The sequence below is a fragment of the Leclercia sp. LSNIH8 genome (assembly GCF_002920195.1).
In the GTDB taxonomy this organism is placed as follows: Bacteria; Pseudomonadota; Gammaproteobacteria; order Enterobacterales; family Enterobacteriaceae; genus Enterobacter.
Window position 1 is genome coordinate 186,269 of the sequence record NZ_PQJY01000002.1, and the last position, 25,695, is coordinate 211,963.

At 57.0% G+C, this 25,695-nt stretch carries 17 protein-coding genes; 6 read left to right on the forward strand and 11 right to left on the reverse strand.

Annotated elements, in window-relative coordinates; genetic code table 11:
- Window positions 1–133 precede the first annotated feature (133 nt).
- Window positions 134–1,492 (reverse strand): siroheme synthase CysG, encoded by a 1,359-nt coding sequence (gene cysG / locus C3406_RS05755; RefSeq protein ID WP_103822699.1) that lies wholly within the window; start codon window positions 1,490–1,492, stop codon window positions 134–136.
- 240 nt (window positions 1,493–1,732) lie between these two features.
- Here cysG and C3406_RS05760 point away from each other — a divergent pair, with 240 nt between their 5' ends.
- Window positions 1,733–2,776 (forward strand): aminopeptidase, encoded by a 1,044-nt coding sequence (locus C3406_RS05760; RefSeq protein WP_103822700.1) that lies wholly within the window; start codon window positions 1,733–1,735, stop codon window positions 2,774–2,776.
- A gap of 89 nt (window positions 2,777–2,865) precedes the next feature.
- On the opposite strand, the gene cysH is transcribed toward C3406_RS05760, so the two are convergent.
- The 3 genes from cysH to cysJ all read right to left on the reverse strand — a co-directional run bounded on the left by cysH (window position 2,866) and on the right by cysJ (window position 7,194).
- Complete coding sequence (cysH, locus tag C3406_RS05765; protein WP_103822701.1) at window positions 2,866–3,600, reverse strand: phosphoadenosine phosphosulfate reductase; 735 nt, start codon at window positions 3,598–3,600, stop codon at window positions 2,866–2,868.
- Between the two features lie 76 nt (window positions 3,601–3,676).
- Window positions 3,677–5,389 (reverse strand): assimilatory sulfite reductase (NADPH) hemoprotein subunit, encoded by a 1,713-nt coding sequence (gene cysI, locus C3406_RS05770; protein WP_103180923.1) that lies wholly within the window; start codon window positions 5,387–5,389, stop codon window positions 3,677–3,679.
- The gene (cysJ, locus tag C3406_RS05775; RefSeq protein WP_103822702.1) at window positions 5,389–7,194 is read right to left on the reverse strand and encodes an NADPH-dependent assimilatory sulfite reductase flavoprotein subunit; all 1,806 of its coding nucleotides are present in this window, start codon (window positions 7,192–7,194) and stop codon (window positions 5,389–5,391) included. The genes cysI and cysJ overlap by 1 nt, the downstream gene beginning before the upstream one ends.
- 307 nt (window positions 7,195–7,501) lie before the next feature.
- On the opposite strand from cysJ, the gene queD reads away from it, so the two are divergent.
- Window positions 7,502–7,864 (forward strand): 6-carboxytetrahydropterin synthase QueD, encoded by a 363-nt coding sequence (queD, locus tag C3406_RS05785; protein ID WP_103822703.1) that lies wholly within the window; start codon window positions 7,502–7,504, stop codon window positions 7,862–7,864.
- Here the strand turns inward: queD and C3406_RS05790 are convergent, their stop codons facing one another.
- Complete coding sequence (locus tag C3406_RS05790) at window positions 7,865–10,189, reverse strand: helix-turn-helix transcriptional regulator (RefSeq protein WP_103822704.1); 2,325 nt, start codon at window positions 10,187–10,189, stop codon at window positions 7,865–7,867.
- A 171-nt stretch (window positions 10,190–10,360) separates the two neighbouring features.
- On the opposite strand from C3406_RS05790, the gene C3406_RS05795 reads away from it, so the two are divergent.
- Window positions 10,361–11,530, forward strand: a complete 1,170-nt coding sequence (locus C3406_RS05795) for a M20 aminoacylase family protein (protein WP_103822705.1) — start codon at window positions 10,361–10,363, stop codon at window positions 11,528–11,530.
- A gap of 26 nt (window positions 11,531–11,556) precedes the next feature.
- Window positions 11,557–12,951 carry an MFS transporter gene (locus C3406_RS05800; RefSeq protein WP_103822706.1) on the forward strand — a complete coding sequence of 465 codons (1,395 nt, stop codon included), beginning with the start codon at window positions 11,557–11,559 and terminating at the stop codon, window positions 12,949–12,951.
- 20 nt (window positions 12,952–12,971) lie between these two features.
- On the opposite strand, the gene queE is transcribed toward C3406_RS05800, so the two are convergent.
- Entirely contained in the window at window positions 12,972–13,643 is a 672-nt protein-coding gene (gene queE, locus C3406_RS05805) for a 7-carboxy-7-deazaguanine synthase QueE (protein WP_103822707.1), read from the reverse strand.
- Between the two features lie 251 nt (window positions 13,644–13,894).
- Here queE and C3406_RS05810 point away from each other — a divergent pair, with 251 nt between their 5' ends.
- Window positions 13,895–15,109: a glycosyltransferase gene (locus C3406_RS05810; protein WP_103822708.1), complete on the forward strand. Its 1,215-nt coding sequence runs from the start codon at window positions 13,895–13,897 to the stop codon at window positions 15,107–15,109.
- A gap of 56 nt (window positions 15,110–15,165) precedes the next feature.
- Here the strand turns inward: C3406_RS05810 and eno are convergent, their stop codons facing one another.
- The 5 genes from eno to rlmD form a co-directional block, all read right to left on the reverse strand.
- The gene (gene eno / locus C3406_RS05815; RefSeq protein WP_103826476.1) at window positions 15,166–16,461 is read right to left on the reverse strand and encodes a phosphopyruvate hydratase; all 1,296 of its coding nucleotides are present in this window, start codon (window positions 16,459–16,461) and stop codon (window positions 15,166–15,168) included.
- Window positions 16,462–16,543: 82 nt separating this feature from the next.
- Window positions 16,544–18,181 carry a glutamine hydrolyzing CTP synthase gene (gene pyrG, locus C3406_RS05820; protein ID WP_103180932.1) on the reverse strand — a complete coding sequence of 546 codons (1,638 nt, stop codon included), beginning with the start codon at window positions 18,179–18,181 and terminating at the stop codon, window positions 16,544–16,546.
- A gap of 224 nt (window positions 18,182–18,405) precedes the next feature.
- Window positions 18,406–19,197, reverse strand: a complete 792-nt coding sequence (gene mazG, locus C3406_RS05825) for a nucleoside triphosphate pyrophosphohydrolase (RefSeq protein WP_103822710.1) — start codon at window positions 19,195–19,197, stop codon at window positions 18,406–18,408.
- A 69-nt stretch (window positions 19,198–19,266) separates the two neighbouring features.
- Window positions 19,267–21,504 (reverse strand): GTP diphosphokinase, encoded by a 2,238-nt coding sequence (gene relA / locus C3406_RS05830; RefSeq protein WP_103822711.1) that lies wholly within the window; start codon window positions 21,502–21,504, stop codon window positions 19,267–19,269.
- A 52-nt stretch (window positions 21,505–21,556) separates the two neighbouring features.
- A complete protein-coding gene (rlmD, locus tag C3406_RS05835; protein ID WP_103822712.1) occupies window positions 21,557–22,855 on the reverse strand; it encodes a 23S rRNA (uracil(1939)-C(5))-methyltransferase RlmD in 1,299 nt (432 codons plus the stop codon).
- A 57-nt stretch (window positions 22,856–22,912) separates the two neighbouring features.
- Between rlmD and barA the strand changes: the two genes are divergently transcribed.
- Window positions 22,913–25,684, forward strand: coding sequence for a two-component sensor histidine kinase BarA (gene barA / locus C3406_RS05840; RefSeq protein ID WP_103822713.1), 2,772 nt, complete (start codon window positions 22,913–22,915; stop codon window positions 25,682–25,684).
- Window positions 25,685–25,695: the final 11 nt, after the last annotated feature.

Genomic DNA, 25,695 nt, shown 5'->3' on the forward strand with positions numbered 1-25,695 from the left:
TGCAACAGGCGTTATTGTTGCAGCCAGTTTTGTCACGGCCTGCGCACAGCAACCGGAGCGTACTCAAGTACGTGAGGATTGCGAGCACAGCCCGGGGCAAAAATGGCAAATAAAATAGCCTGTTGCTCCAGGACTAAGCCAAATTGATAACAGAAGATCCAAAGCCTTCTGTGTCGGTTGTATGTTGGAACCAGGCGAGCGTGCTGTGCAGCTGCACCACTTCCCCCACCACAATCAGGGCGGGCATCGGGGCGTCTAACGCCAGGGTTGCAAGGTGTTGTAGTGTTCCGATCGACACATGCTGATCGACGCGCGTGCCGCGGGATATCACCGCGACAGGGGTATTCGCATCGCGCCCGTGTCGAATCAGTTGTTCGCTGATCTCCGCCGCTTTCATGGTGCCCATGTAGATGGCGAGGGTCTGACGGCTCTGCGCCAGATGCGTCCAGTCAAACGGGGTGCTGTCGGCCTTGTAGTGGCCGGTGACAAAAGTAACGCTCTGGGCGTAATCACGGTGCGTCAGGGGAATGCCGGCATAAGCCGTGACCGCCGAGGCCGCGGTAATCCCCGGCACTACCTGGAACGGCACGCCCGCTTCGGCTGCCGCCTGCAATTCTTCGCCACCACGACCAAAGATGAACGGATCGCCGCCTTTCAGGCGTACCACGGTTTTGCCCGCTTTGGCCGCCGCAATCAGCATCTGGTTGGTATCGTGCTGGGGAACAGCGTGGCCGCCCGCGCGTTTGCCCACGCAGATTTGCTCGGCGTCGCGACGAATCAGCTCGCGCACGCCGTCGCTCACCAGGTGGTCATAGAAAACCACATCGGCGTCCTGCAGCACCTGCAAACCGCGCAGGGTCAGCAGGCCAGCATCGCCTGGCCCGGCGCCCACCAGAATGATCTCCCCGCCAGTGCTGCCGGGGTTATCGAGTTCGTCTTCAAGAAGCTGTTGCGCTGCCGTCTCATTACCGGCCTGCATCAGGCTGGCAAAGCGACCACGAAATACCCGTTCCCAGAAGCGACGGCGTTCCGCCACGCTGGTCAGGCGGGTTTTCAGATGGTTGCGCCAGTAGCTGGCCTTTTCGGCCATCCGGCCCAGGCTTGTCGGCAGCAGCGCTTCGATTTTTTCCCGCAAGACACGGGCCAGCACCGGGGCTGTCCCGCCGGAGGAGATCGCCACCAGCAGCGGCGAACGGTCGACAATCGACGGAAAAATAAAGGAGCAGAGCGGCTGGTCATCCACCACGTTCACCAGGCGGTGACGGGCGTGGGCGGCATCGGAGATGCGCTGGTTGAGCGCCCGGTTTTCGGTGGCGGCAATCACCAGCACCACATTGTCGATTTGCGCTTCAGCAAAGTCCGCTTCGGCAACAACCTGCACGCGCGCGCCTGCCCGATGTAAAAAGGCAATTTTGCGCTCAGCGATTTCGCCGCTGCCGACAACCAGCACCGGGCGGTCTTTTACAGCAGCGAATAAAGGAAGGTAATCCACAATGCTACAACTCGCTAACAACAAGGAATAGGGGGACTATAGGGGGCGGCTACGAGCGAATGAAATTACGAATTGGAATGAGTAGTTACTCAATGGAATAACGCGCTGAAAAAGCCCATATCAAAAAGTGCTTAACGCGCGACATTCCGGGCATTTAAGAGCAAATCAAATTGTGTAAGCGCGGTCACAGTTTCATACTAAGCGCGTTAAAATTTTGCGTTATTTTTTTAAGGACTCACTATGTTTTCCGCAATGCGCCACCGATACGCTGCCCTGGCGCTCGGCGTTTGCTTAATCGGAACGGTTCAGGCTAAGACCTCGCCCCTGGGTGAGATGGCCGCGACGCAGGCTCGTCATATTGCCACCTTTTTCCCGGGTCGGATGACCGGCACCCCCGCCGAAATGCTCTCCGCTGACTACGTGCGCCAGCAGTTCGCCGGGATGGGCTACCAGAGCGATATCCGTACATTTCAGAGCCGCTACATCTATACCTCACGCAATCTGAACAAAAACTGGCACAACGTCACCGGCAGCACCGTGATTGCGGCCCATGAAGGCAAAGCCGCGCAGCAGATTATTATTCTGGCGCACCTCGATACCTATGCCCCAATGAGCGACAGCGATGCCGACAACAATCTTGGCGGCCTTACGTTACAGGGCATTGATGATAATGCCGCTGGGGTCGGGGTAATGCTGGAGCTGGCCGATCAGCTAAAAGATATTCCCACCCAGTACAGCATCCGCTTTATCGCCACCAGCGGCGAGGAAGAGGGACGGCTGGGCGCCGAGAATGTCCTTAAACGCATGAGCGCGGCCGAGAAGAAAAACACCCTGCTGGTGATCAACCTCGATAATTTGATTGTGGGGGATAAGCTCTATTTCAACAGCGGCAAAACCACTCCAGGTCCGGTACGCAAGTTAACCCGCGACCGCGCGCTGGCGATTGCCCGCGCCCACGGCATCTATGCTGCCACCAACCCGGGCGGCAACGCCGCGTATCCGAAAGGCACCGGCTGCTGCAATGATGGCGAGGTGTTCGATAAAGCCGGGATCCCGGTGCTCTACGTTGAAGCGACCAACTGGTCCCTGGGCAAGAAGGATGGTTATCAGCAGCAGGCAAAATCAAAAGCGTTTCCAGAGGGAACAAGCTGGCACGACGTCAGGCTGGATAATCTGCAGTATATCGACGAGGCATTGCCGAAGCGGATTGAACACCGCAGCCGGGATGTGGTACGGGTGATGCTGCCGCTGGTGAAGGAGCTGGCGAAAGCGGAGAAAGCCTGAGGCAGCTGCCCGGGGGGCTGCGCTTACCGTGCCTACAGGATGCTTATTCGTAGGCCCGGTAAGGCGTAGCCGCCACCGGGCAAAAAACATTAGCCTTCGTGCAGCCCGCACTCGCGCTTGAGGCCAAAGAAACGGGTCTCTTCTTCTGCCATACCCGGCTCCCATTTACGGGTGGTATGGGTATCCCCCACCGACAGATAGCCCTGATCCCATAGCGGATGGTATTTCAGGCCATGCTGTTGCAGGTACTGGTATACGGTCCGGTTGTCCCAGTCGATAATCGGCAACACCTTGAACACCCCGCGCTGGATCGCCAGCACCGGTAAGGACGCGCGGCTGCCGGACTGATCCCGGCGCAGGCCAGCAAACCAGGTTTTGGCGTTGAGTTCAGACAGCGCCCGGTTCATCGGCTCGACTTTGTTGATGGCATTATATTTCTCAATGCCCTCGACGCCCTGCTCCCACAGCTTGCCGTAGCGTGCTTCCTGCCAGGCCGCGCTCTGCTCTGCACGGTAGACCTTCAGGTTCAGCTTAAGCTTGTCCGTCAGCTCATCAATAAACTGGTAAGTTTCCGGGAAGAGGTAGCCGGTATCGGTGAGGATCACCGGGATATCCGGGCGAATTTTATTTACCAGATGCAGGCTGACCGCCGCCTGAATACCGAAGCTCGACGAGAGCACATATTCGCCCGGCAGATTTTCCAGCGCCCAGGCGACGCGGCCTTCGGCGTCCAGCTTCTCCAGCTGGGCGTTGGTTTCGGCCAGCGCCAGAATACGTTCGACTTTTGGCAGATCGTTAAGGGCGTTTAGATCGAGTACGGACATAAGAACCTCGTTTGCCTGTTTTGCCGGGCGGCACTGCGTCTGCCCGGCCTGGAAAATCGGTAAAACCCGTGGGATGTTACTCCCAGAAATCCCTTGCGGGATCGAGCACCGGACGAATGATGCCCGCACGCACCGTAAAGTCGCCGAAGCCTTCACCCGCTTCGCGCTCTTTCGCCCAGCGCCCGATAAGCAGGTCGATGGAATCAAGGATTTCCGGCTCGGTGATGTTTTCCCGGAACATGCGCGGAATACGGGTGCCGATACGGTTACCGCCCAGGTGCAAGTTGTAGCGCCCCGGCGCTTTACCCACCAGCCCCAGCTCGGCCAGCATCGCGCGGCCGCAGCCGTTCGGGCAGCCGGTCACGCGCATCACGATATGTTCGTTCGGGATGCCATGTTTTTCCAGAATCGCTTCGACCTTGTCGGTGAACGACGGCAGGAAACGTTCGGCCTCCGCCATCGCCAGCGGACAGGTCGGGAACGACACACAAGCCATGGAGTTTTCGCGCTGCGGTTTAACTGCCTCCATCAGGGCATGATCCCGCGCCAGCTTCTCTATCTTCGCCTTCTGGCTTTCCGGCACGCCGGCAATGATCAGGTTCTGGTTGGCGGTGATACGGAACTCGCCCTGGTGTATCTTCGCGATCTCCAGCAGGCCGGTTTTCAGCGGACGGCCCGGATAATCCAGGATACGGCCATTTTCAATAAACAGCGTCAAGTGCCATTTATCGTCGATACCTTTTACCCAGCCAATGCGATCCCCGCGACCGGTGAATTCGTACGGGCGGATCGGCTCAAACTTGATGCCCGCGCGACGCTCCACTTCGGCTTTGAACGTCTCCACGCCTACGCGCTCAAGGGTGTATTTGGTCTTGGCGTTTTTACGATCGGTACGGTTGCCCCAGTCGCGCTGAGTGGTCACTACCGCTTCCGCCACCGCCAGGGTGTGCTCCAGCGGCAGATAGCCAAACTCGCTCGCGGTACGGGCGTAAGTCTTTTTGTTACCGTGCTCAATAGAGAGACCGCCGCCCACCAGCAGGTTAAAGCCCACCAGCTTGCCGTTCTCGGCGATTGCCACGAAGTTCATGTCGTTGGCGTGCAGATCGATATCGTTCTGCGGCGGGATCACCACCGTGGTTTTGAACTTACGCGGCAGATAGGTCTGGCCCAGGATTGGCTCTTCGTCGGTGGTCGCCACTTTCTCCTGATCGAGCCAGATCTCGGCATAAGCGCGGGTACGCGGCAGCAGATGCTCGGAGATCTTCTTTGCCCACTCGTACGCTTCGGCATGCAGCTCGGACTCGTACGGGTTAGAGGTGCAAAGCACGTTACGGTTCATGTCGTTGGCGGTCGCCAGCGCGTCCAGCCCGACGGAGTGCAGCATCTGGTGTACCGGCTTCACGTTCTTCTTCAGAATGCCGTGGAACTGGAAGGTCTGACGGTTGGTCAGACGGATGCTGCCGTAAATTGTATTTTCACCGGCAAACTTGTCGATCGCCTGCCACTGTTTGGTGGTGATGATGCCACCCGGCAGGCGGCAGCGCAGCAGCATCGCATGACGCGGCTCCAGCTTCTGTTCAGCACGCTCGGCGCGGATATCGCGGTCGTCCTGCTGGTACATGCCGTGGAAACGGATCAGCAGGAAGTTGTCGCCTTTGAAACCGCCGGTCAGACCGTCATTTAAATCTTCGGCAATGGTGCCGCGCAGGTAGTTACTCTCAACCTTCATGCGCTCGGCATCAGACAGTTTGCCTTCGACCACCAGTGGGCCAGGATGTTTTTCGCTCATTAGTAGACATCTCGCTGATAACGGCGCTCGACGCGCAGCTCACTTAAATATTCATCCGCCGCTTCGGCATCCATACCGCCGAATTGGGCAATCACTTCCAGTAAAGCCTGCTCAACGTCTTTCGCCATGCGATTGGCGTCGCCGCAGACATAAATGTGGGCACCGTCATTGATCCAGCGCCACAGCTCTGCGCCCTGTTCGCGCAGTTTGTCTTGTACGTAGATTTTTTCTTTCTGATCGCGGGACCAGGCCAGATCGATCCGGCTCAGTACGCCCTCTTTAACGTAGCGCTGCCACTCCACCTGATAGAGGAAATCTTCAGTGAAGTGCGGGTTGCCGAAGAACAACCAGTTTTTACCCGGCGCTTCGTCGGCGGCGCGCTGCTGCATAAAGGCGCGGAACGGTGCAATACCGGTGCCCGGGCCAATCATGATCACCGGGGTTTCCGGGTTGGCAGGCAGACGGAAGTTGTCGTTGTGCTCGATAAAGACCCGCACCTCGCCCTCTTCTTCCACGCGATCCGCAAGGAAACTCGACGCGCCGCCGGCACGGGCGCGGCCTTCAATGTCGTAACGCACCACGCCCACGGTGACGTGGACTTCGTTCTCCACCTCAGCCTGAGCAGAGGCGATAGAGTAGAGGCGCGGCGTCAGCGGACGCAGCAGGCCGATTAACGCATCGGCTTCGAGCTGGGCTGGCGCGAAACGCACCATATCGACGATTGGCGTGGTGGCGGCGTAGTGTTGCAGTTTGGCTTTGTCACCCACCAGCGGCAGCAGGGATTCGCTGCGGGTCAGGGTGGCGTAGTTTTCCACGATGTTCGCGGTGTTAACGGTCAGCTCGAAATGCCACTGCAGCGCTTCAGAGAGCGGCAGCGTTTTGCCGTCTACGCTGACCGGCTCATCGCCCTTCAGCCACAGCAGCTCAACCAGCTCTTTCACCAGCGCCGGATCGTTCTGGTACCAGACGCCAAGAGCATCGCCCGGCTGGTAGCGCAAGCCGGAGTCGCCGAGATCGATTTCGATATGGCGTACATCTTTTTCTGAATCGCGCCCGGTGATTTTCTGGTTCACCGAAAGGCTCGCCGTCAGCGGCGCTTCTTTGGTGTAGGGGCTGGTGTGAATGTCGTTGACTGCGCCAGCGGCGGTGGCTGCCGCCTGGGCTGGCGTCTCGGTCGGTACGCGGGCTTTCAGCACCTCGACAATGCGCGCGCGCCATTCGGCCGCCGCAGCCTGATATTCAACGTCGGTATCGACGCGGTCCAGCAGGCGCTCTGCCCCCAGCTCGGCCAGTTTACTGTCGAAATCTTTGCCCGACTGGCAGAAGAATTCATAGGAAGAGTCGCCCAGGCCGAAGACCGCAAAGGCGGTGCCCGCCAGTTTTGGCGCCTTTTTCGAGAACAGGAACTTATGCAGCGCAACCGCTTCTTCAGGCGGCTCACCTTCGCCCTGGGTTGAGGTCACAACGATAACCAGCTTCTCTGACGCGATTTGCTTAAATTTATAGTCCCCGGCGTTCACCAGGTTCACGTTCAGTTTGGCTGCGAGCAGATCGTCGCGCAGGGCTTCCGCCACGCGACGGGCGTTGCCGGTTTGCGAGGCGGAGATAAGCGTGATTGCCGGGATCTCAACAGCCGTAGCAGGCGCACTCGCCACAGCCCCCGGCTGTTGATTGAGCATTCCCCAGAAATAACCGGATACCCAGGCCAGCTGGGTGGGTGAAAAGTCAGTGGTGGCCGCCTGCAGGCGTGCCAGTTGCTCCGGGTTCAGGGGAAGCAAATTTGAAGGTGGGGCCTGTGTTGTCATGCGTCGTTATGTTCCAGTAGCAAAGCTGAATTTTTATCTGAAAGACAGAACAGAGTGTAAGGTTAACGGCGCGGATCATAACAATTAAAGACAGGATGGAAATAATAAATAACCAAATGGACTAACCTCTTTTAGCTATTGTTCTTAACAATAAAAGTGATTAATCATCTCCTTGAAAAGTAAAATAAAAAACAGCACTAATTACGCTGTCTGGTGCCCCTGACCATAATGCCCGTTTTAGTTAATGATAAAAAATGTACTTTCCGGTACTCTACGGCGGTTTTTTCCGCATTTTTGAGAGTCCACGATGTCCACCACACTGTTTAAAGATTTCATCTTCGAAGCCGCCCACCATCTGCCTCACGTCCCGGAAGGGCATAAATGTGGTCGTCTGCACGGACACTCCTTTATGGTGCGTCTGGAGATCACGGGTGAAGTCGATCCGCATACCGGTTGGATCATGGATTTTGCCGAGCTGAAGGCCGCCTTCAAACCGACCTACGATCGCCTCGATCATTACTATCTGAACGATATTCCGGGACTTGAAAACCCGACCAGCGAAGTGCTGGCAAAATGGATCTGGAATGAGATCAAACCGCTAGTGCCGCTGCTGAGTGCGGTAATGATCAAAGAGACCTGCACCGCGGGCTGCGTCTATCGCGGCGAATAATTACGTCTCATGAGAGAGCAACGGCGCGAGCTCAAAGAGCATCAGCGCGTTGCTTTCCAGCGACGCCGTAATCTGCCAGCCATCATGAAGCCGTTCATCACGCATTGACAACGTTGGACGCGCTTTATGCTCCATCCAGCGCCACATCTCTTCGTCAGGTCCCCTTTCACTGCGCACGCCTTCAATCAAGGGGTACAGCGCGCCGTTGTGCTGATCAAACAGATGACACTTAATCCGCCACCTGCCGCTTAGCCCCTTCAGCTGAACGTGGTACTGCTGGCGAAAACGCTGAATGAAAGCCTCTTCGCTGGAGAGTAACGGGTTAAACACCACCGTATTGCGCAGCAGCAGTTGGTATCCGTTGTGGTGGCGCAATAGCAGAAGATTCTTTTCGTTGACTAACACCTCACCGCGCAGGCGTCGCCACAGCCAGACTACCCAATAGATCGGGCGCGGCAGGCCGTGGTTATACTGCAGCGCCAGGCTCGAGGTATCGATGGTATTGTTGGCCCGCGCTTCCCCCTGTAAGCCCGAGTTGAGCCAGAACCCGGCCAGCCACACCTGTTCCGACAGTCCGAGCAGGTTTTGCATCAGCAGTGCCCCACGAAAAAACCAGCCGTTGGTGGCGCGCGTGTTCCCGGTGAGGGTATTCCACGACAGCAGCCATACCGGAAGCGAGAGCTTTCGCTGACGAAGCGAGGTCAGGATCTGCCGGACCTTCTGCACCGGATAGTTTTCAGAGGAAGAGAGATGAGCCGGATCCAGCTGCGCCAGATCGAGAAGCTCATTGCCATCGGCTGGACAGGCCAAAAAATCGGCCTGGGTGAGGAGAGTCGAGTCCAGCAGTGCCTCATCGTTATGCCCCGAGTGCCCGGGCGCAAAACGGTGCCATACGCCAAATGTCGCCTGCGGCAGATATTCCCGCAGCGTCGCCCGCTGAGCCTGCCAGACCTGCGCTCTTGTCTCCTCGCTCGCCTGCGTTGACCAGTGCATCACAAATTGCCAGCGACCGGTAATCTCAGGCGAAAAGTGATTGACCGACTGCTGTAAGAAGCGCGCCAGCAAATCGGTGCGGGTTGTCAGGCCGGTATGCAGCAGCACCGTCCACTGTTTTTGCGCAAGCCAGCTGAAGACCTGATGAAGATTGTACCAGCAGGCATAACCTGCCATCAGCGGATCGTCCCAGCCGCTGGCAAACAGGCGGCTACTGAGAAACGGCTCCGCGATATCAATCCCGAAAAGGGGCATCGCCTCCCCCAGCTTTTCCAGCTCCCGGCGCACATCCTCCCGCAGCAGGTCGTCCAGCTCACGCACCGTCACCACCATTCGGGTATGACGCAGCGGCGCAGCGGGCTTGAGAAGATGCAGATCGAGCACCCTCTCCTGCACCGGATGCGGGGTTAATGGCAACGGCTCCCGAGCGCGCGTTTCGGCTTCATTTAGCAGGCTGAAGAGCTTGTCCACCGCCACCGGATAACGCTGCTCCCCATTGCCCGGACGTAGACGGGGCATCCCGGCGTGATGACGACGTTGTTTGCGATACGCTCCCGGGGCCATCTGGTGATGACGTCGGAACAGATCGCTCATCATCCGCGTACTGGCGAACCCCTGTTCCAGCGCAATCTGATGCAGCGGACGGTTGGTCAGGCGAAGCGCGTCGGCCGCCTTCTCAAGGCGCAGGGTGGTAATGTACTGCATAAAACTGACGCCCATCTCTTTGCGAAAAAGACGGGAGAGCCAGGCTTCCGAAACAAATTCGCTTCCGGCGATTTCAGCAAGCGTAATGCGTCGGGTGTAGCTGACGTTGATGCGTTCCACCACCCGGGCGATGCGTTTGCTTACGCCCGGATGATGTTCCCGCAGAAGCAGGCGGGCGGGTTGCTGAAACCGGCTGGTCAGCAGGAGCAGGATCTCGCTCAGCCAGCGGGTCGCCTCCAGCCGGTAGCGATGCTGATCGTTAATCAGGGTGCAGACCAGCAGTTGGCGCAGAAGGTGGCGTAGCTCATCACCAGGAGGCCAGCCGCTCCCGGCTTCGGGCGGGATGGCGTAATCATAGGTAAAAAAGTCGCTACAGAGCTGCTGGATCCAGCGCCCGGAAAGCATGACGCACATTGTCGTATTGCCGCTCTCGCTGGTGAGCTGCCAGCGTTGATTACGATTAACGATCGTCAGGCTATCCGCCGCCAGGGTCATCTGCCGCTGGTCGGTGTGCAGGTCGGCGTTCCCTTCCAGCAGCCACAGCAGCGTCAGCGCGTCGTCCTCGTCCTGATGAAACTGACGAATATCCTGCACCTTCACCCAAAACTCGCTACCCCGTTGCTCCATGTGTTCCTCCAGGGAAGACAAATTATGACGCGCTTTTTTTTGTCATAACTGAATTGTATGAAAAACAATCAGAAATAATGCGTCGCTTCACAACAAAAAAGTGCATTTTCCGTCGCTGCGATCGGCATAAACTCGAAATTAGCATTGTTTGATAAAAAAAGGATAACAAAAATGACACATCCGATTGTTGAAGCACTGCAGGGCAACGAAGCGCAGTTTATTGAGCTGCGGCGACATTTTCATCAGCATCCTGAGATCAGTTTTGAGGAGCAGCAAACCAGCCAGCGCGTTGCGGAACTGCTTCAGCAATGGGGATATGAGGTACATCGCGGAATGGCAAAAACCGGGGTGGTCGGCACCCTGAAAGTGGGCAACGGCAGCAAACGTCTTGGTCTTCGCGCCGATATGGATGCGTTGCCGATGCAGGAGGAGAGCGGCAAAGCGTGGAGCAGCACCGTTGAAGGCAAATTCCACGGCTGCGGTCACGACGGCCACACCACCACCCTGCTCTATGCCGCCGAGTACCTGGCGCGCACCCGCAACTTTAACGGCACGCTGCACCTGATTTTCCAGCCAGCGGAAGAGCTCCTGTATGGCGGACGGGTGATGGTCGAAGATGGCCTGTTTGAGACCTTCCCCTGCGACCATATTTTTGGCCTGCATAATATGCCGGGGCAGAAACTGGGCAAAATTGGCCTGCGCGATGGCGCCATGATGGCCTCCTCGGACACTATACACATTGAAGTTAATGGCGTGGGTGGGCACGGTGCCCTGCCGGAACATACCGTCGATGCTACGCTGGTGGCCTGCCATATTACCCTCGCCCTGCAGTCGATTGTGTCGCGCAATATCACTCCGTTTGAACCCGCCGTGGTGACGGTCGGCAGTATTCAGGCCGGTCATGCGCCCAACATCATCAATGACAAAGTTCTGATGAAACTGACCGTGCGCACCCTGAACGAAAAGGTGCGTCAAACCGTCCTGCAGCGCATCCACGATATCGCCGTTGCGCAGGCAGAGAGCTTCAACGCCACGGCCACCATCCGCCATATCAACGGCAGCCCGGTGCTCATCAATAATCCTGCGGCCAACGAGATGGTGCGTACCGTCGCCCAGGATCTGTTCGGACAGGATGCTGTGGCCGCTATCGGTTCATTCATGGGCAGTGAAGACTTCGCCTTTATGCTTGAAAAGAACCCTGACGGCTGTTACTTCACCATCGGCGCGGGCGATGAAGCGGATCGCTGCATGGTGCATAACCCGGGCTATGACTTTAACGACAAGATCCTGATCACCGGCGCCGCACTCTGGAGCGCCCTGACCGAACACTATCTGCGTTGATACCATATCCCCAGGAGGGCTGCACAATGAGTACCGTTCCCCTGACAGGCACCCCGGCTTTCGCAGGTAACGATCGACTGCTGGCGGGTATTGTTCTGAGCGTTCTGACATTCTGGTTATTTGCCCAGTCGGTGATTAACGTCGTGCCGGCCATGAAAAATAGCCTCGACATATCCCTGGAGACGCTCACGCTGGCAGTCAGTCTCAGCGCATTATTCAGCGGCTGCTTTGTGGTCGCCAGCGGTGGCTTTGCCGATAAGTTTGGCCGCGTGCGCCTGACGGTTATCGGCCTGGTGCTGAGTATCATCGGCAGCGGCCTGTTGTTTCTGGCCCGGGAACCGGTGCTTTTCCTGCTGGGACGGGCGATCCAGGGAATGTCGGCAGCGTGCATTATGCCCGCGACACTGGCGCTGATTAAAACCTGGTACGACGGTAAAGCGCGCCAGCGGGCGATCAGCTTCTGGGTCATTGGCTCCTGGGGCGGCAGCGGCCTGAGCTCGTTTGTTGGCGGCGCGATTGCCACCAGCCTGGGCTGGCGCTGGATTTTTGTTTTTTCCATCGCGATGGCCCTGGCTGCACTGCTGTTGATCCGCGGTACGCCGGAAAGCCGAAGCGCCAGTGCTGGTCAGCACAAGCTGGATATTGGCGGGTTGGTGAGTTTTGTCTGTATGCTGGTGCTGCTCAACCTGTTTATCAGCAAAGGGCATAGCTGGGGCTGGGGCAGCGGCCTGTCACTGACGGTGCTGGGGGCAACGATCCTCGCGGCACTGGGTTTTATCTATACCAGCCTGCGCAAAGGCGATGCGGCGCTGATTGATTTTGCGCTGTTTAAAAACCGGGCCTACAGCGCGGCGGTGCTCTCAAACTTCATGCTCAACGGCTGTATTGGCACCATGATGATCACCAGCATCTGGTTACAGCAGGGCCATCATCTGACGCCTTTGCAAACCGGAATGATGACGCTGGGGTATCTGGTGACGGTGCTCGCCATGATTCGCGTGGCAGAAAAGCTGCTTCAACGCTATGACGCCCGCCTGCCGATGATGACCGGCCCGGTGTTGACCGCAATCGGCATCACCTTTATCTCCTGCACTTTCCTGAGCAAAGAGATCTATATCGTGACCGTCTTTTTCAGCAACGTCCTGTTTGGCCTCGGGCTGGGCTGTTATGCCACGCCATCGACAGACACGGCGGTGATGAACGCCCCAGAGAGCAAAGTTGGGGTAGCATCAGGGATCTATAAGATGGGCAGTTCGCTGGGCGGAGCAATGGGGATCGCCGTAACGGCTTCACTGTATGCCCTGCTGCTGCCGCTGGGCATGGCCAGCGCCGCCCAGTATGCACTGCTGTTTAACAGTGCGATTTGTCTCGGTTCGGCGGTGGTGGCCTGGGCGTTATTACCCAAATTGCGGGCCCCTTAGTAACAGAGGCCGCAGGGCTATCAGGCGATGTTCAGGTATTTGTGCGTCTGCATCGACAGACGCCAGTTACGCGCAATACAGGTCTCAATACACAGACGGGTGGCATCCTCTTTCTGGCTGATGGGCTGCAGCGCAATAACGCGCTGTTTTTCGTCCGTCAGCGTTGCCAGCAGCTCGTCCAGCGCTTCGATATCGCGCGTGCGCCCGACCGGGTGTTTGATCTCATCGGCACGCTCCAGCGCCTGGGAGAGGATGTCGTAGCCGCCGCGCATATTTACTTTTGGTGATACCGTCACCCAGGTGGTGTGGGAGCAGCGCACTTCATGGGTACCGCTGGTCTCAATCTGGCAGCTAAAGCCGTTCTTCTCCAGCAGCATGGTGAGTGGCATCAAGTCATGAATGCAGGGTTCGCCGCCGGTGATCACCACGTGGCGCGCGGTCCAGCCCTGGCGGCCAATGATCGCCAGCAGATCTTCCGGATTGGCTGCGCCCCATTTGTCGCTCTCTTTGGTTTTGGCCAGGATGCTAAACAGCGACACTTCCCGATCCGCGAGCTTATCCCAGGTATGTTTGGTGTCGCACCAGGCACAGCCAACCGGGCATCCCTGCAGTCGAATAAAAATAGCGGGAACGCCGGTGAAGTAACCCTCGCCTTGCAGGGTCTGGAACATCTCGTTAATCGGGTACTGCATAGTTATCTCTGGTCAGATTTACGGGGGGGCATTATTGCAGATCGCACATAATCAGGCAAAACAACCCCGGCCACGATTTTATTCCTGTCAGTTTAAGGATAGCCAGGCTAACAGCCTTAGGGTGGAAAGCCGTTGTCAGAAGGCAATGTTAAAAACATTAAAACTTACGCTACGCTTTTAAGATATCGCCCACCCGGCTGTCGACGTTAACCCCCTTGACTGAGTAGCCATCAGAATACTGGACAAGCAGAATGAGCCATTTTGCGGTAATAACGCTACCGTTATACAGCCATATGCGCGCTATGGAAGCACTGGCAAAACACCTTATCGTGCGCGGCCATCGGGTCACTTTTTTTCAGCAGGAAGAGGCTCGCACGCTGCTCAGGGAACCGCAGGCGCGCTTCATCGCCGTGGGTCACCCGACGCCGTCTGCGATGCACGAGCCAGGTTTTTTCCGCCTGATATCAGATATGGCAAGCGTTACCGATATGCTGTGCCGCGAACTGCCTCTCGCCTTCCGACAGCACAATATTGACGCCGTGATTGTTGATCAGATGGAGCCGGCAGGAGGGCTGGTTGCACAAGCGCTCAACCTGCCCTTTATCTCCATCTGCTGCGCCCTGCCGGTAAACCGGGATAACACCATACCCTTGCCGGTGATGCCTTTTCGCTATGGCACCAGCAATCGCAGCCGGAAATTATACGCCTCCAGTGCGGATGTGTATGACTGGCTGATGTCGAGACAGGGGCGAGTGATTGCCCGTCATGCCCGGGCGTTTGGTCTGTCCTCGCGCAACAGGCTGGATCAATGCCTGTCGCCGTTGGCGCAAATCAGCCAGACCATCCCAGGCTTTGATTTTCCACGTACCTTGCCCGCCTGCTTCCATGCGGTAGGTCCGCTACGCTACGATCCGCCAACGGTCTCTTCCGGCAATAAGAAGCCGTTTGTTTTTGCGTCATTAGGCACGCTTCAGGGCTACCGCTACGGGCTGTTCCGCACCATTGCCCGCGCCTGCCGACAGGCGAGTGTACCCTTGCTAATTGCCCACTGTGACAGACTCAATGCAAGTCAAACCGCCCGGCTGGCGCGTGCCGGGGCGAAAACCGTAGGATTTACCGATCAGCTGGCGGTATTGCGCGATGCCAGCGCCGTCATCACCCACGCTGGGCTGAATACGGTTATGGATGCCATCGCCACCGCCACGCCGATCCTCGCCGTGCCTCTGGCGTTTGATCAGCCAGGCGTCGCCGCCCGAGTGGTCTTCAGCGGCATTGGCCTTAAGGCCTGCCGTTTTTCGCCGAGCCGCACGCTCAGCCAGCATCTTCTCGACCTGCTGGAAAATAAGCAGTACACGCAGCGCATCACCGCCCTCCAGACTCAGCTGATTAACGCCGGAGGGGCAGCACGGGCTGCCGAAATTATTGAACAGGCGGTATGCACACGTCATAGCGTACCGACGGTGTGATGATAAAAAAAAACCCGCCGAAGCGGGTTTTTCTAAAGATGAAGGTTCAGCGTGAATTACAGACCTTTGATCTCTTTACGACCGTTGTAAGGTGCTTTTTCGCCCAGCGCTTCTTCGATACGAATCAGCTGGTTGTATTTAGCAACACGGTCAGAACGGCTCATAGAACCAGTTTTGATCTGGCCAGCAGCGGTACCAACAGCCAGGTCAGCGATGGTCGCGTCTTCAGTTTCGCCTGAACGGTGAGAGATAACGGCAGTGTAGCCAGCATCTTTCGCCATTTTGATCGCAGCCAGAGTTTCGGTCAGAGAACCGATCTGGTTGAATTTGATCAGGATGGAGTTAGCGATGCCTTTCTCGATACCTTCTTTCAGGATTTTGGTGTTGGTTACGAACAGGTCGTCACCAACCAGCTGGATTTTGTCGCCCAGTACTTTAGTCTGGTATGCGAAACCATCCCAGTCAGACTCGTCCAGACCATCTTCGATGGAGACGATTGGGTACTGTTTGGTCAGCTCTTCCAGGAAGTGAGTGAACTCTTCGGAAGTGAACGCTTTGTTGCCTTCGCCAGCCAGAACGTATTTACCGTCTTTGTAGAATTCAGATGCTGCGCAGTCCATCGCCAGGGTGATGTCGGTGCCCAGCTCGTAGCCTGCTGCTTTAACTGCTTCAGCGATTACGGCCAGTGCTTCGGCGTTAGAACCCAGGTTAGGTGCATAACCACCTTCGTCACCAACAGCGGTGTTCATGCCTTTGGCTTTCAGAACTTTTGCCAGGTGATGGAAAACTTCAGAACCCATACGGATGGCTTCTTTAACAGTTTTCGCGCCAACCGGCTGAATCATGAATTCCTGGATGTCGACGTTGTTGTCAGCGTGCTCACCGCCGTTGATGATGTTCATCATCGGAACTGGCATGGAGTATTTGCCTGGAGTGCCGTTCAGTTCAGCAATGTGTTCGAACAGTGGCTGACCTTTAGAAGCTGCTGCTGCTTTGGCGTTTGCCAGGGAAACAGCCAGGATTGCGTTCGCACCGAAGTTAGATTTGTTTTCAGTACCGTCCAGATCGATCATGATCTTGTCAATGCCAGCCTGATCTTTGGCATCTTTGCCAAGGATTGCCTGAGCAATAGGACCGTTTACTGCGCCAACCGCTTTGGTTACGCCTTTGCCCAGGAAGCGGGATTTGTCGCCATCGCGCAGTTCCAGCGCTTCGCGGGAACCAGTAGAAGCACCTGACGGCGCAGCAGCCATACCTACGAAACCACCTTCCAGGTGTACTTCGGCTTCAACAGTCGGGTTACCACGGGAGTCGATGATTTCACGACCGATGACTTTAACGATTTTGGACATTAGATTTTCCTCAGTACAAGTTAAACTAAAACTCCAGACAAACAGCGCGTACCCTTGGTACGCGCTGCCGTTCTAACTTTTCTTACTTCGCCTGACGCTTCTGGAACTCAGTCGCGGCTTTTACAAAGCCAGCAAACAGCGGATGTCCATCACGCGGCGTAGAAGTAAATTCCGGGTGGAACTGGCAGGCAACGAACCACGGGTGGTTCGGCACTTCGATGATCTCGACCAACTGATCATCCCCGGAGCGGCCCGCAATACGCAGACCCGCAGCTTCAATTTGTTTCAACAGCAGGTTGTTCACTTCATAACGGTGACGATGGCGTTCAGTGATGACTGGCGCACCGTACATCTGGCGTACCAGGCTGTCATCAGAGAGCTGGCAAGCCTGAGAACCCAGACGCATCGTGCCACCCAGATCGCTTTTCTCGGTACGGACTTCGACGTTACCTTCTTCGTCGCGCCATTCGGTAATCAGCGCCACAACAGGGTACTTACAGTCTGGCACAAATTCCGTAGAGTTCGCGTTTTCCATGCCCACCACATTACGGGCAAATTCAATCAGTGCAACCTGCATACCCAGGCAAATGCCGAGGTAAGGAATATTGTTTTCGCGCGCATAGCGTGCGGTAGCGATCTTGCCTTCAACGCCACGGTAGCCGAAGCCGCCAGGGATCAGAATAGCATCCAGATCTTTCAGAATTTCTACACCGCGGGTTTCAACATCCTGCGAATCGATCAGCTTGATGTTGACGGTTACGCGGTTTTTCAGGCCACCGTGTTTCAGCGCTTCGATAACGGACTTATAGGCGTCCGGCAGTTCGATGTACTTGCCGACCATACCGATAGTCACTTCGCCTGCCGGGTTCGCTTCTTCGTAAATAACCTGTTCCCATTCAGACAGGTTAGCTTCCGGACAGTTCAAGCTGAATCGTTTACAAATATAATCGTCCAGGCCCTGTGATTTCAACAGGCCCGGAATTTTATAAATGGAATCGACATCTTTCATTGAAATAACGGCTTTTTCTGGCACGTTACAGAACAATGCAATTTTTGCACGTTCGTTGGCCGGAACCGCACGATCGGAGCGGCAGACCAGAATATCTGGCTGAATACCGATGGAGAGCAGCTCTTTAACGGAGTGCTGAGTCGGTTTGGTTTTCACTTCACCTGCGGCAGCCATGTACGGCACCAGAGTCAGGTGCATGAACAGCGCGTGTTCGCGACCAATGTCCACCGCCAGCTGACGGATCGCTTCGAGGAACGGCAGGGATTCGATATCGCCTACGGTACCGCCGATTTCTACCAGCACGACGTCGTGGCCTTCGCCACCGGCAATGATGCGCTCTTTAATGGCGTTGGTGATGTGTGGGATAACCTGAACGGTTGCGCCCAGGTAGTCACCGCGACGCTCTTTACGCAGAACGTCGGAGTAGATACGGCCAGTCGTGAAGTTGTTACGGCGGGTCATTTTGGTGCGAATGAAGCGCTCGTAGTGACCCAGGTCCAGGTCGGTTTCAGCGCCGTCTTCAGTAACGAACACTTCCCCGTGTTGGATCGGGCTCATGGTACCTGGATCGACGTTGATGTACGGATCCAGCTTCATCATGGTCACATTGAGGCCACGGGCTTCAAGAATGGCTGCGAGGGAGGCTGCGGCAATGCCTTTACCCAGAGAGGATACAACCCCGCCGGTCACAAAAATATAGTTCGTTGTCATGCTGAACCTGAGAAGTTAGGGTGAAACGATGGAATAACCAGGACGGGAAAGTAGTATACCCGAACACGGCGAGCGCCACAAACTTTCATTCTCCGTCTCCTGTCTCAGGCTTTGACTCATATTGGGAGTGAGAAAATAGCCCCTTTTGGGTAAATGTTTTTGACGCAAATCAAGCGCTTGTCATTTAAAAAATCACACAAATTGCGCTTGATCGCAAAAACCCGTTAGAGATCAGATTCCTGGCGTTTTACTTCCTGCCAGACTTCTTCCATCGCGTCGAGGTCCACGCCGGTCATTTCCAGGCCGCGAGCCGCGATAATGCGCTCCACTTCCCGGAAGCGGCGCTCGAATTTGAGGTTCGCTTTCTGCAGCGCCACTTCGGCTTTGACGCCCAGATGACGGGAAAGATTGACGGTGGCGAACAGCAGATCGCCCATCTCCTCTTCAAGCTTCTCCTGATCCACTACCGCCTGCTGCGCTTCGTGCATCACCTCGTCAATCTCTTCATGCACCTTGTCGAGCACCGGGCCTAAGGATGTCCAGTCAAACCCCACCGTCGAGCAGCGTTTCTGAATCTTGTGCGCGCGCATCAGCGCCGGCAGGCTTAACGGAATATCGTCCAGCGCCGAATGTTGCGACTTTTCAGCCCGTTCCGCGCTTTTAATCTGTTCCCAGCGGGCCAGAACCTCGGTACTGTTTTCGGCGGTAGCATCACCAAAAATGTGCGGGTGGCGGCGCTCCAGCTTGTCGCTGATGGCGGCGCAAATATCGTTGAAATCGAAGCGCCCCTCTTCCTGGGCCATCTGCGCATAGAACACCACCTGGAACAACAGGTCTCCCAGCTCGCCACGCAGATCGTCAAAATCTTCCCGGGAGATGGCGTCCAGCACCTCGTAGGTCTCTTCCAGAGTGTAGGGGGCGATGGTGGCGAAAGTCTGCTCTTTGTCCCACGGACAGCCGTTTTCCGGGTCGCGCAGACGTTGCATAATGCCGAGCAGGCGGTCGATTTGGGTCATAGTTTTGTCCTGATAAAAAAATGCCGGGTGGCGGCTTACGCCTTACCCGGCCTACAAAAGAAGGTGCGATTATCCGCCGTGCAGACGACGGGCGTCGATCACATCCGGCACCTGGTTCAGCTTGCCGAGCACGCGGCCCAGCACCTGCAGGTTATAGATTTCGATGGTCATATCAATGGTGGCGAGCTGCTGCCGCGTATCGCTGCGGCTGGCGACGCCCAGCACGTTCACCTTCTCGTTCGCCAGAATGGTGGTGATATCGCGCAGCAGGCCGCTGCGATCGTTGGCTGAGACCCGTACCACCAGTGAATAACCGGCAGAATAACTCTCGCCCCAAACCGCATCCACGATGCGTTCCGGCGCGTGAGACTGTAAATCGTCCAGCTGATCGCAGTCCGCACGGTGAATGGAGATCCCGCGCCCCTGGGTGATAAAGCCGACAATCTCATCCCCCGGGATTGGCTGGCAGCAGCGGGCAATATGGTGCATCAGGTTGCCGACGCCCTCCACCACCACTCTGCCTTTGTCCTTTTCTTTGCCACGGTGCGAGGGAGCGTAGCTCTTCTGCTGAAGCTGCTTCAGCGCCGCCGCATCCTGCTCTTCCGCGCTCGGTTTGTTGAACTGCGCCTGCAGGAAATTCACCATCTGGTTAAGACGAATATCCCCACCGCCAATGGCGGCCAGCAGCTCATCCAGCTCGTTAAAGTTGTAGCGCGGCAGAAGGAATTTCTCTGCCTCTTTCAGGTGGATGCCTAAATGCTCCAGCTCATCGTCAAGGATCTGGCGTCCGGCAAGAATATTCTTGTCGCGATCCTGCTTGCGGAACCAGGCATGAATTTTTGAGCGCCCGCGGCTGGTGGTGACATAGCCGAGGTTCGGGTTCAGCCAGTCGCGGCTCGGGTTCGGCTGTTTCTGGGTGATGATCTCAATCTGGTCGCCCATCTGCAGCTGATAGGTGAACGGCACGATACGCCCGCCGATTTTGGCGCCGATGCAGCGATGCCCCACATCGCTATGGATATGGTAGGCGAAGTCGAGCGGCGTTGAGCCTGCCGGCAGGTCAACCACGTCACCTTTCGGCGTAAAGACGTAGACCCGGTCGTCAAAGACCTGGCTGCGCAATTCGTCGAGCATCTCGCCGGAGTCGGCCATCTCCTCCTGCCACGCAATCAGCTTACGCAGCCAGGCGATACGATCTTCGTGGCCGGAGCGCGCCCCGCTTGTGGGCCCCTCTTTATACTTCCAGTGCGCGGCGACGCCCAGCTCGGACTCTTCATGCATCTGCTTGGTACGGATCTGGATTTCGACGGTTTTGCCGCCCGGCCCCAGCACCACGGTATGGATCGACTGGTAGCCGTTCGGTTTCGGATTGGCGACATAGTCGTCAAACTCATCCGGCAGGTGGCGGTAATGGGTGTGGACAATCCCCAACGCGGCGTAGCAGTCCTGCAGCCGCTCGGCGACGATACGCACGGCGCGCACATCAAACAGCTCGTCAAAGGCGAGGTGCTTTTTCTGCATTTTGCGCCAGATGCTGTAGATATGCTTCGGACGGCCATAGACTTCGGCCTTCACGCCCTCTTCTTTCATCGACTTACGTAAGCCGCCGACAAACTCATCGATGTAGTGTTCACGATCGATACGGCGCTCGTGCAGCAGCTTAGCAATGCGTTTGTATTCCGCCGGGTGCAGGTAGCGGAAGCAGTAATCCTCCAGCTCCCATTTCAGCTGGCCGATGCCCAGACGGTTCGCCAGCGGGGCATAGATGTTGGTGCACTCTTTCGCCGCCAGCACGCGTTCGTCTTCCGGCGCGTCTTTGACTTCCCGCAGATGGGCAACGCGTTCGGCAAGCTTAATGACCACGCAGCGGAAATCATCCACCATCGCCAGCAGCATACGGCGAACGTTATCCACCTGTTCAGAAGAGACCGAATCGGTGTGGGTGGCTTTCAGCTGACGGATGGCGGCCATATCGCGCACGCCGTGGATCAGCGCCACGATCGATTTCCCGACGCTTTCGCGCAGCACCTCTTCTGTGACCACCTCGGCGTCGGCCAGCGGGAAGAGCATAGCCGCACGGAGGGTGTCGATATCCATACTCAGCATGGAGAGGATCTCAACCATCTCTACGCCGCGCCACAGCAGCAGCTCGGCATCGGGATGCCCCTGTGTGGTGCGCAGACAGTAGGCCCATGTTTCGGTTAAGCGTTCACACGACTGCTGGCTGGCGATCCCCAGACTTGCGATCCATTTTTGTGGGTCAAACTCACCAGCTTTATTGAGATGTGCACTTCTTACCGCAACCATTGTCCTCTCCTTTAGGGACCCCTGCCTGTCGAATTCGACAAGCCGAAACTCATCAATTGTGTTCAAACAACGCCATTGATTCCAGATGCCCAGTGTGCGGGAACATATCAAGCATTGCCAGACGCTGAATCTGGTAACCCGCCGCTAATAACGCCTCGCTATCGCGGGCAAGCGTCGCCGGATTACAGGAAACATAGACCACACGTTTGGGGGCCAGTTTAATAATATGCTGCATCACGCCTGGCGCGCCCGCGCGTGCCGGATCAAGCAGGATTTTATCGAAACCGTGCGCCGCCCATGGCTGCTGTGTAACATCCTCTTCCAGATTCTCGTGAAAAAATGTCACGTTTTGCAGCGCATTGTGAACAGCGTTATCGCGCCCCTTTTCTACCAGCGCCGCCACCCCTTCAACGCCGACCACGCTTCGTGCCCGTTTTGCCAGCGGCAGGGTAAAGTTGCCCATCCCGCAAAACAGGTCGAGCACCCGGTCCTCCGGCTGAATATCCAGCCACGCCAGCGCAGTCGCGACCATCTGCTGGTTAACGCCGTCATTAACCTGGATGAAGTCGCGCGGGCTGAACGTTAAGCGTAGCCCCTCTGAATCATACCAGGGCGTTTCCCCGCTCAGTTGCTCAAGTATCTCGCTTTGCGGGGCGAGATAAAGGTCAAGCTCATGGGAATGCGAAAAGCGTTCCAGTTTTTCGCGATCTTTGGCCGAAAGCGGTGCAGTATGGCGCAGCACCATCAGCGGGCCGCTGTTCGCCAGCACCAGTTCAACGTGCCCAAGATGGCGTACGCCCTGCAGGTCAGAGAGGCATTTGCGCACTTCTGGCAGCAATGCCTCAAGACGGGGCACCAGAATGGGGCACTCTCTGACATCAACGATGTCACTGGAGTTGGCCTTGCGAAAGCCCATCTCCAGACGAGCGGTTTTCGGCTGATAATTGAGGCTCAGACGCGCCCGGCGGCGGTAGCCCCAGGGTTTATCTGCGATCACCTCATCGACGTCGTGCTTCAGCAGGCGTGCCAGGGCATTGCTTTTGCTGCGCTCCTGCAGCGCGACGCTGGCATGCTGCTGTTGGCAGCCGCCGCAGACACCAAAGTGCGGGCAGCGGGGCGTTTCGCGTTCCGGGCTATCATTAAGACGGCGCTTTACCTGCCCGCGAGCGTACTGACGTTTCTCTTCCGTCAGGGTGATTTCCGCACGCTCCTGGGGCAGCAGGCCGGGAATAAATACGGTCTTGCCCTCGTGGCGCGCCACCCCCTGTCCGAACGGATCGAGGTCTGTCACTTCAACAGTTATGATCTGACGCGTCGTCACGCGTCGCTTTGCAGAGTAGAATTGCGCCATCGCCGGGAATTTTCTCAAATGAACATATTGACTCTAATTGTCCCATAACGGAACTCCATGACCAACTACAGCCTGCGTGCGCGCATGATGATTTTGATCCTCGCCCCTACCGTACTCATTGGTTTACTGCTGAGTACCTTCTTCGTGGTGCACCGTTATAACGACCTGCAACGTCAGCTCGAGGACGCCGGTGCCAGCATTATTGAGCCGCTCGCGGTCTCCAGCGAGTACGGCATGAACCTGCAAAATCGCGAGCCCATCGGCCAGCTCATCAGCATTCTGCACCGTCGGCATTCGGACATTGTGCGGGCGATTTCAGTGTATGACCAAAATAATCACCTGTTCGTGACCTCCAATATTCAGCTTGATCCGGACACCCTGAAGCTGCCGGATGGTACAGCGTTTCCAAAGCGGCTGAGCGTGATCCGCCAGGGTGAAAAAATGATCCTGCGCACCCCCATTATTTCGGAAAGCTATTCACCGGATGAATCTCCCGCGTCAGACGCTAAGCCCAATAACAACTTGCTGGGATATGTGGCGCTGGAGCTGGATCTCAAGTCCGTGCGGCTGCAACAGTACCGGGAGATCTTTATCTCCACGGTGATGATGCTGTTTTGTATCGGCATTGCGCTGATCTTCGGCTGGCGTCTGATGCGGGATGTAACCAGCCCCATCCGCAACATGGTGAATACCGTCGACCGGATCCGCCGGGGCCAGCTCGACAGCCGCGTCGAAGGCTTTATGCTCGGCGAGCTGGATATGCTGAAAAACGGCATCAACTCGATGGCCATGTCGCTGGCGGCATACCATGAGGAGATGCAGCATAACGTCGATCAGGCCACTTCCGACCTGCGCGAAACGCTGGAGCAGATGGAGATCCAGAACGTTGAGCTGGATCTGGCTAAAAAACGCGCCCAGGAGGCGGCACGCATCAAGTCGGAGTTCCTGGCGAATATGTCCCACGAGCTGCGCACCCCGCTGAATGGGGTGATTGGCTTTACCCGCCTGACCCTGAAAACCGAGCTCAACCCGACCCAGCGCGACCACCTGCATACCATTGAACGCTCCGCCAACAACCTGCTGGCAATCATCAATGACGTGCTGGACTTCTCCAAGCTCGAGGCAGGCAAGCTGATTCTGGAGAGTATTCCGTTCCCGCTGCGCAACACCCTGGATGAGGTGGTCACCTTGCTGGCGCACTCCTCCCACGACAAGGGACTGGAGCTTACGCTGAACATTAAAAATGATGTGCCGGACAACGTCATTGGCGATCCGCTGCGCCTGCAACAGGTGATCACCAACCTGGTGGGTAACGCCATTAAGTTCACCGAGAGCGGGAACATCGACGTGCTGGTCGAAAAACGCTCCATCAGCAATACCAAAGTGCAGATTGAGGTGCAGATCCGCGACACGGGGATCGGTATTCCTGAGCGCGATCAGTCCCGGCTGTTCCAGGCCTTCCGCCAGGCCGACGCCAGCATCTCCCGCCGCCACGGCGGTACCGGGCTGGGGCTGGTCATCACCCAAAAACTGGTTAATGAGATGGGGGGCGATATCTCCTTCCACAGCCAGCCTAACCGGGGCTCGACCTTCTGGTTCCATATCAACCTCGACCTGAACCCGAACGTGCTCACCGATCGTCTGGCCATGGATTGTCTGCAGGGTAAACGGCTGGCGTACGTGGAGCCCAATACCGCCGCCGCGCAAAGCACCCTCGATGTGTTAAGCACGACACCGCTGGAGGTGGTCTACAGTCCGAACTTCTCCACGCTGCCGGTTGACCATTACGACATCCTGCTGCTGGGGATCCCGGTGACCTTTACCGGCGATCTGACCATGCAGGAGGAGCGGCTGGCGAAAGCGGCCTCGATGACCGATTACCTGCTGCTGGCCCTGCCCTGCCATGCCCAGATCAACGCCGAGGAGCTAAAACATGACGGGGCAGCCGCCTGCCTGCTGAAACCGCTGACGGCCACCCGCCTGTTGCCAACGCTGACGGAATATTGCCGTCTGAACCATCACATCGCACCGATTACCAGCGATGATAGCAAACTGCCGATGACCGTGATGGCGGTGGATGACAACCCCGCCAACCTCAAGCTGATCGGGGCGCTGCTGGAGGATCAGGTTCAGCATGTCGAACTGTGCGAGAGCGGTTTGCAGGCTGTGGAGCGAGCGAAGGAGAAGCCGTTTGACCTGATCATGATGGATATCCAGATGCCCGGTATGGACGGCATCCGCGCCTGTGAACTGATTCGCCAGCTTCCCCATCAGCAGCAAACCCCGGTGATCGCCGTGACGGCGCATGCGATGGCGGGGCAAAAGGAGAAGCTGCTGAGCGCCGGGATGAACGACTATCTGGCGAAGCCGATTGAAGAAGAGAAACTGCACAGCCTGCTGCTGCGCTACAAACCCGGCCCTACCACAGGTCACTGGCTCCCCGCACCGGAGGTCCCGCCGGCGGTCCCGGAGATCGTAGTTAACGGCAGTGTCACCCTCGACTGGCAGCTGGCGCTGCGTCAGGCGGCGGGCAAAAACGACCTCGCGCGGGAGATGCTGCAGATGCTGGTCGCGTTCCTGCCGGAGATCCGCAATAAAGTGGAAGAGCAGCTGGTGGGAGAAAACCCGGAAGATCTGGTCGGGGCGATCCACAAGCTGCACGGCAGCTGCGGGTACAGCGGGGTGCCGCGTCTTAAGAATCTCTGTCAGCTGCTGGAGCAGCAGTTACGTTCCGGCACGCCGGAAAGCGAGCTGGAGCCGGAATTCCTGGAGTTGCTGGATGAGATGGATAACGTCACGCGGGAAGCGATGAAGGTGCTGGGGTCGTAAGGCCCCTCTCC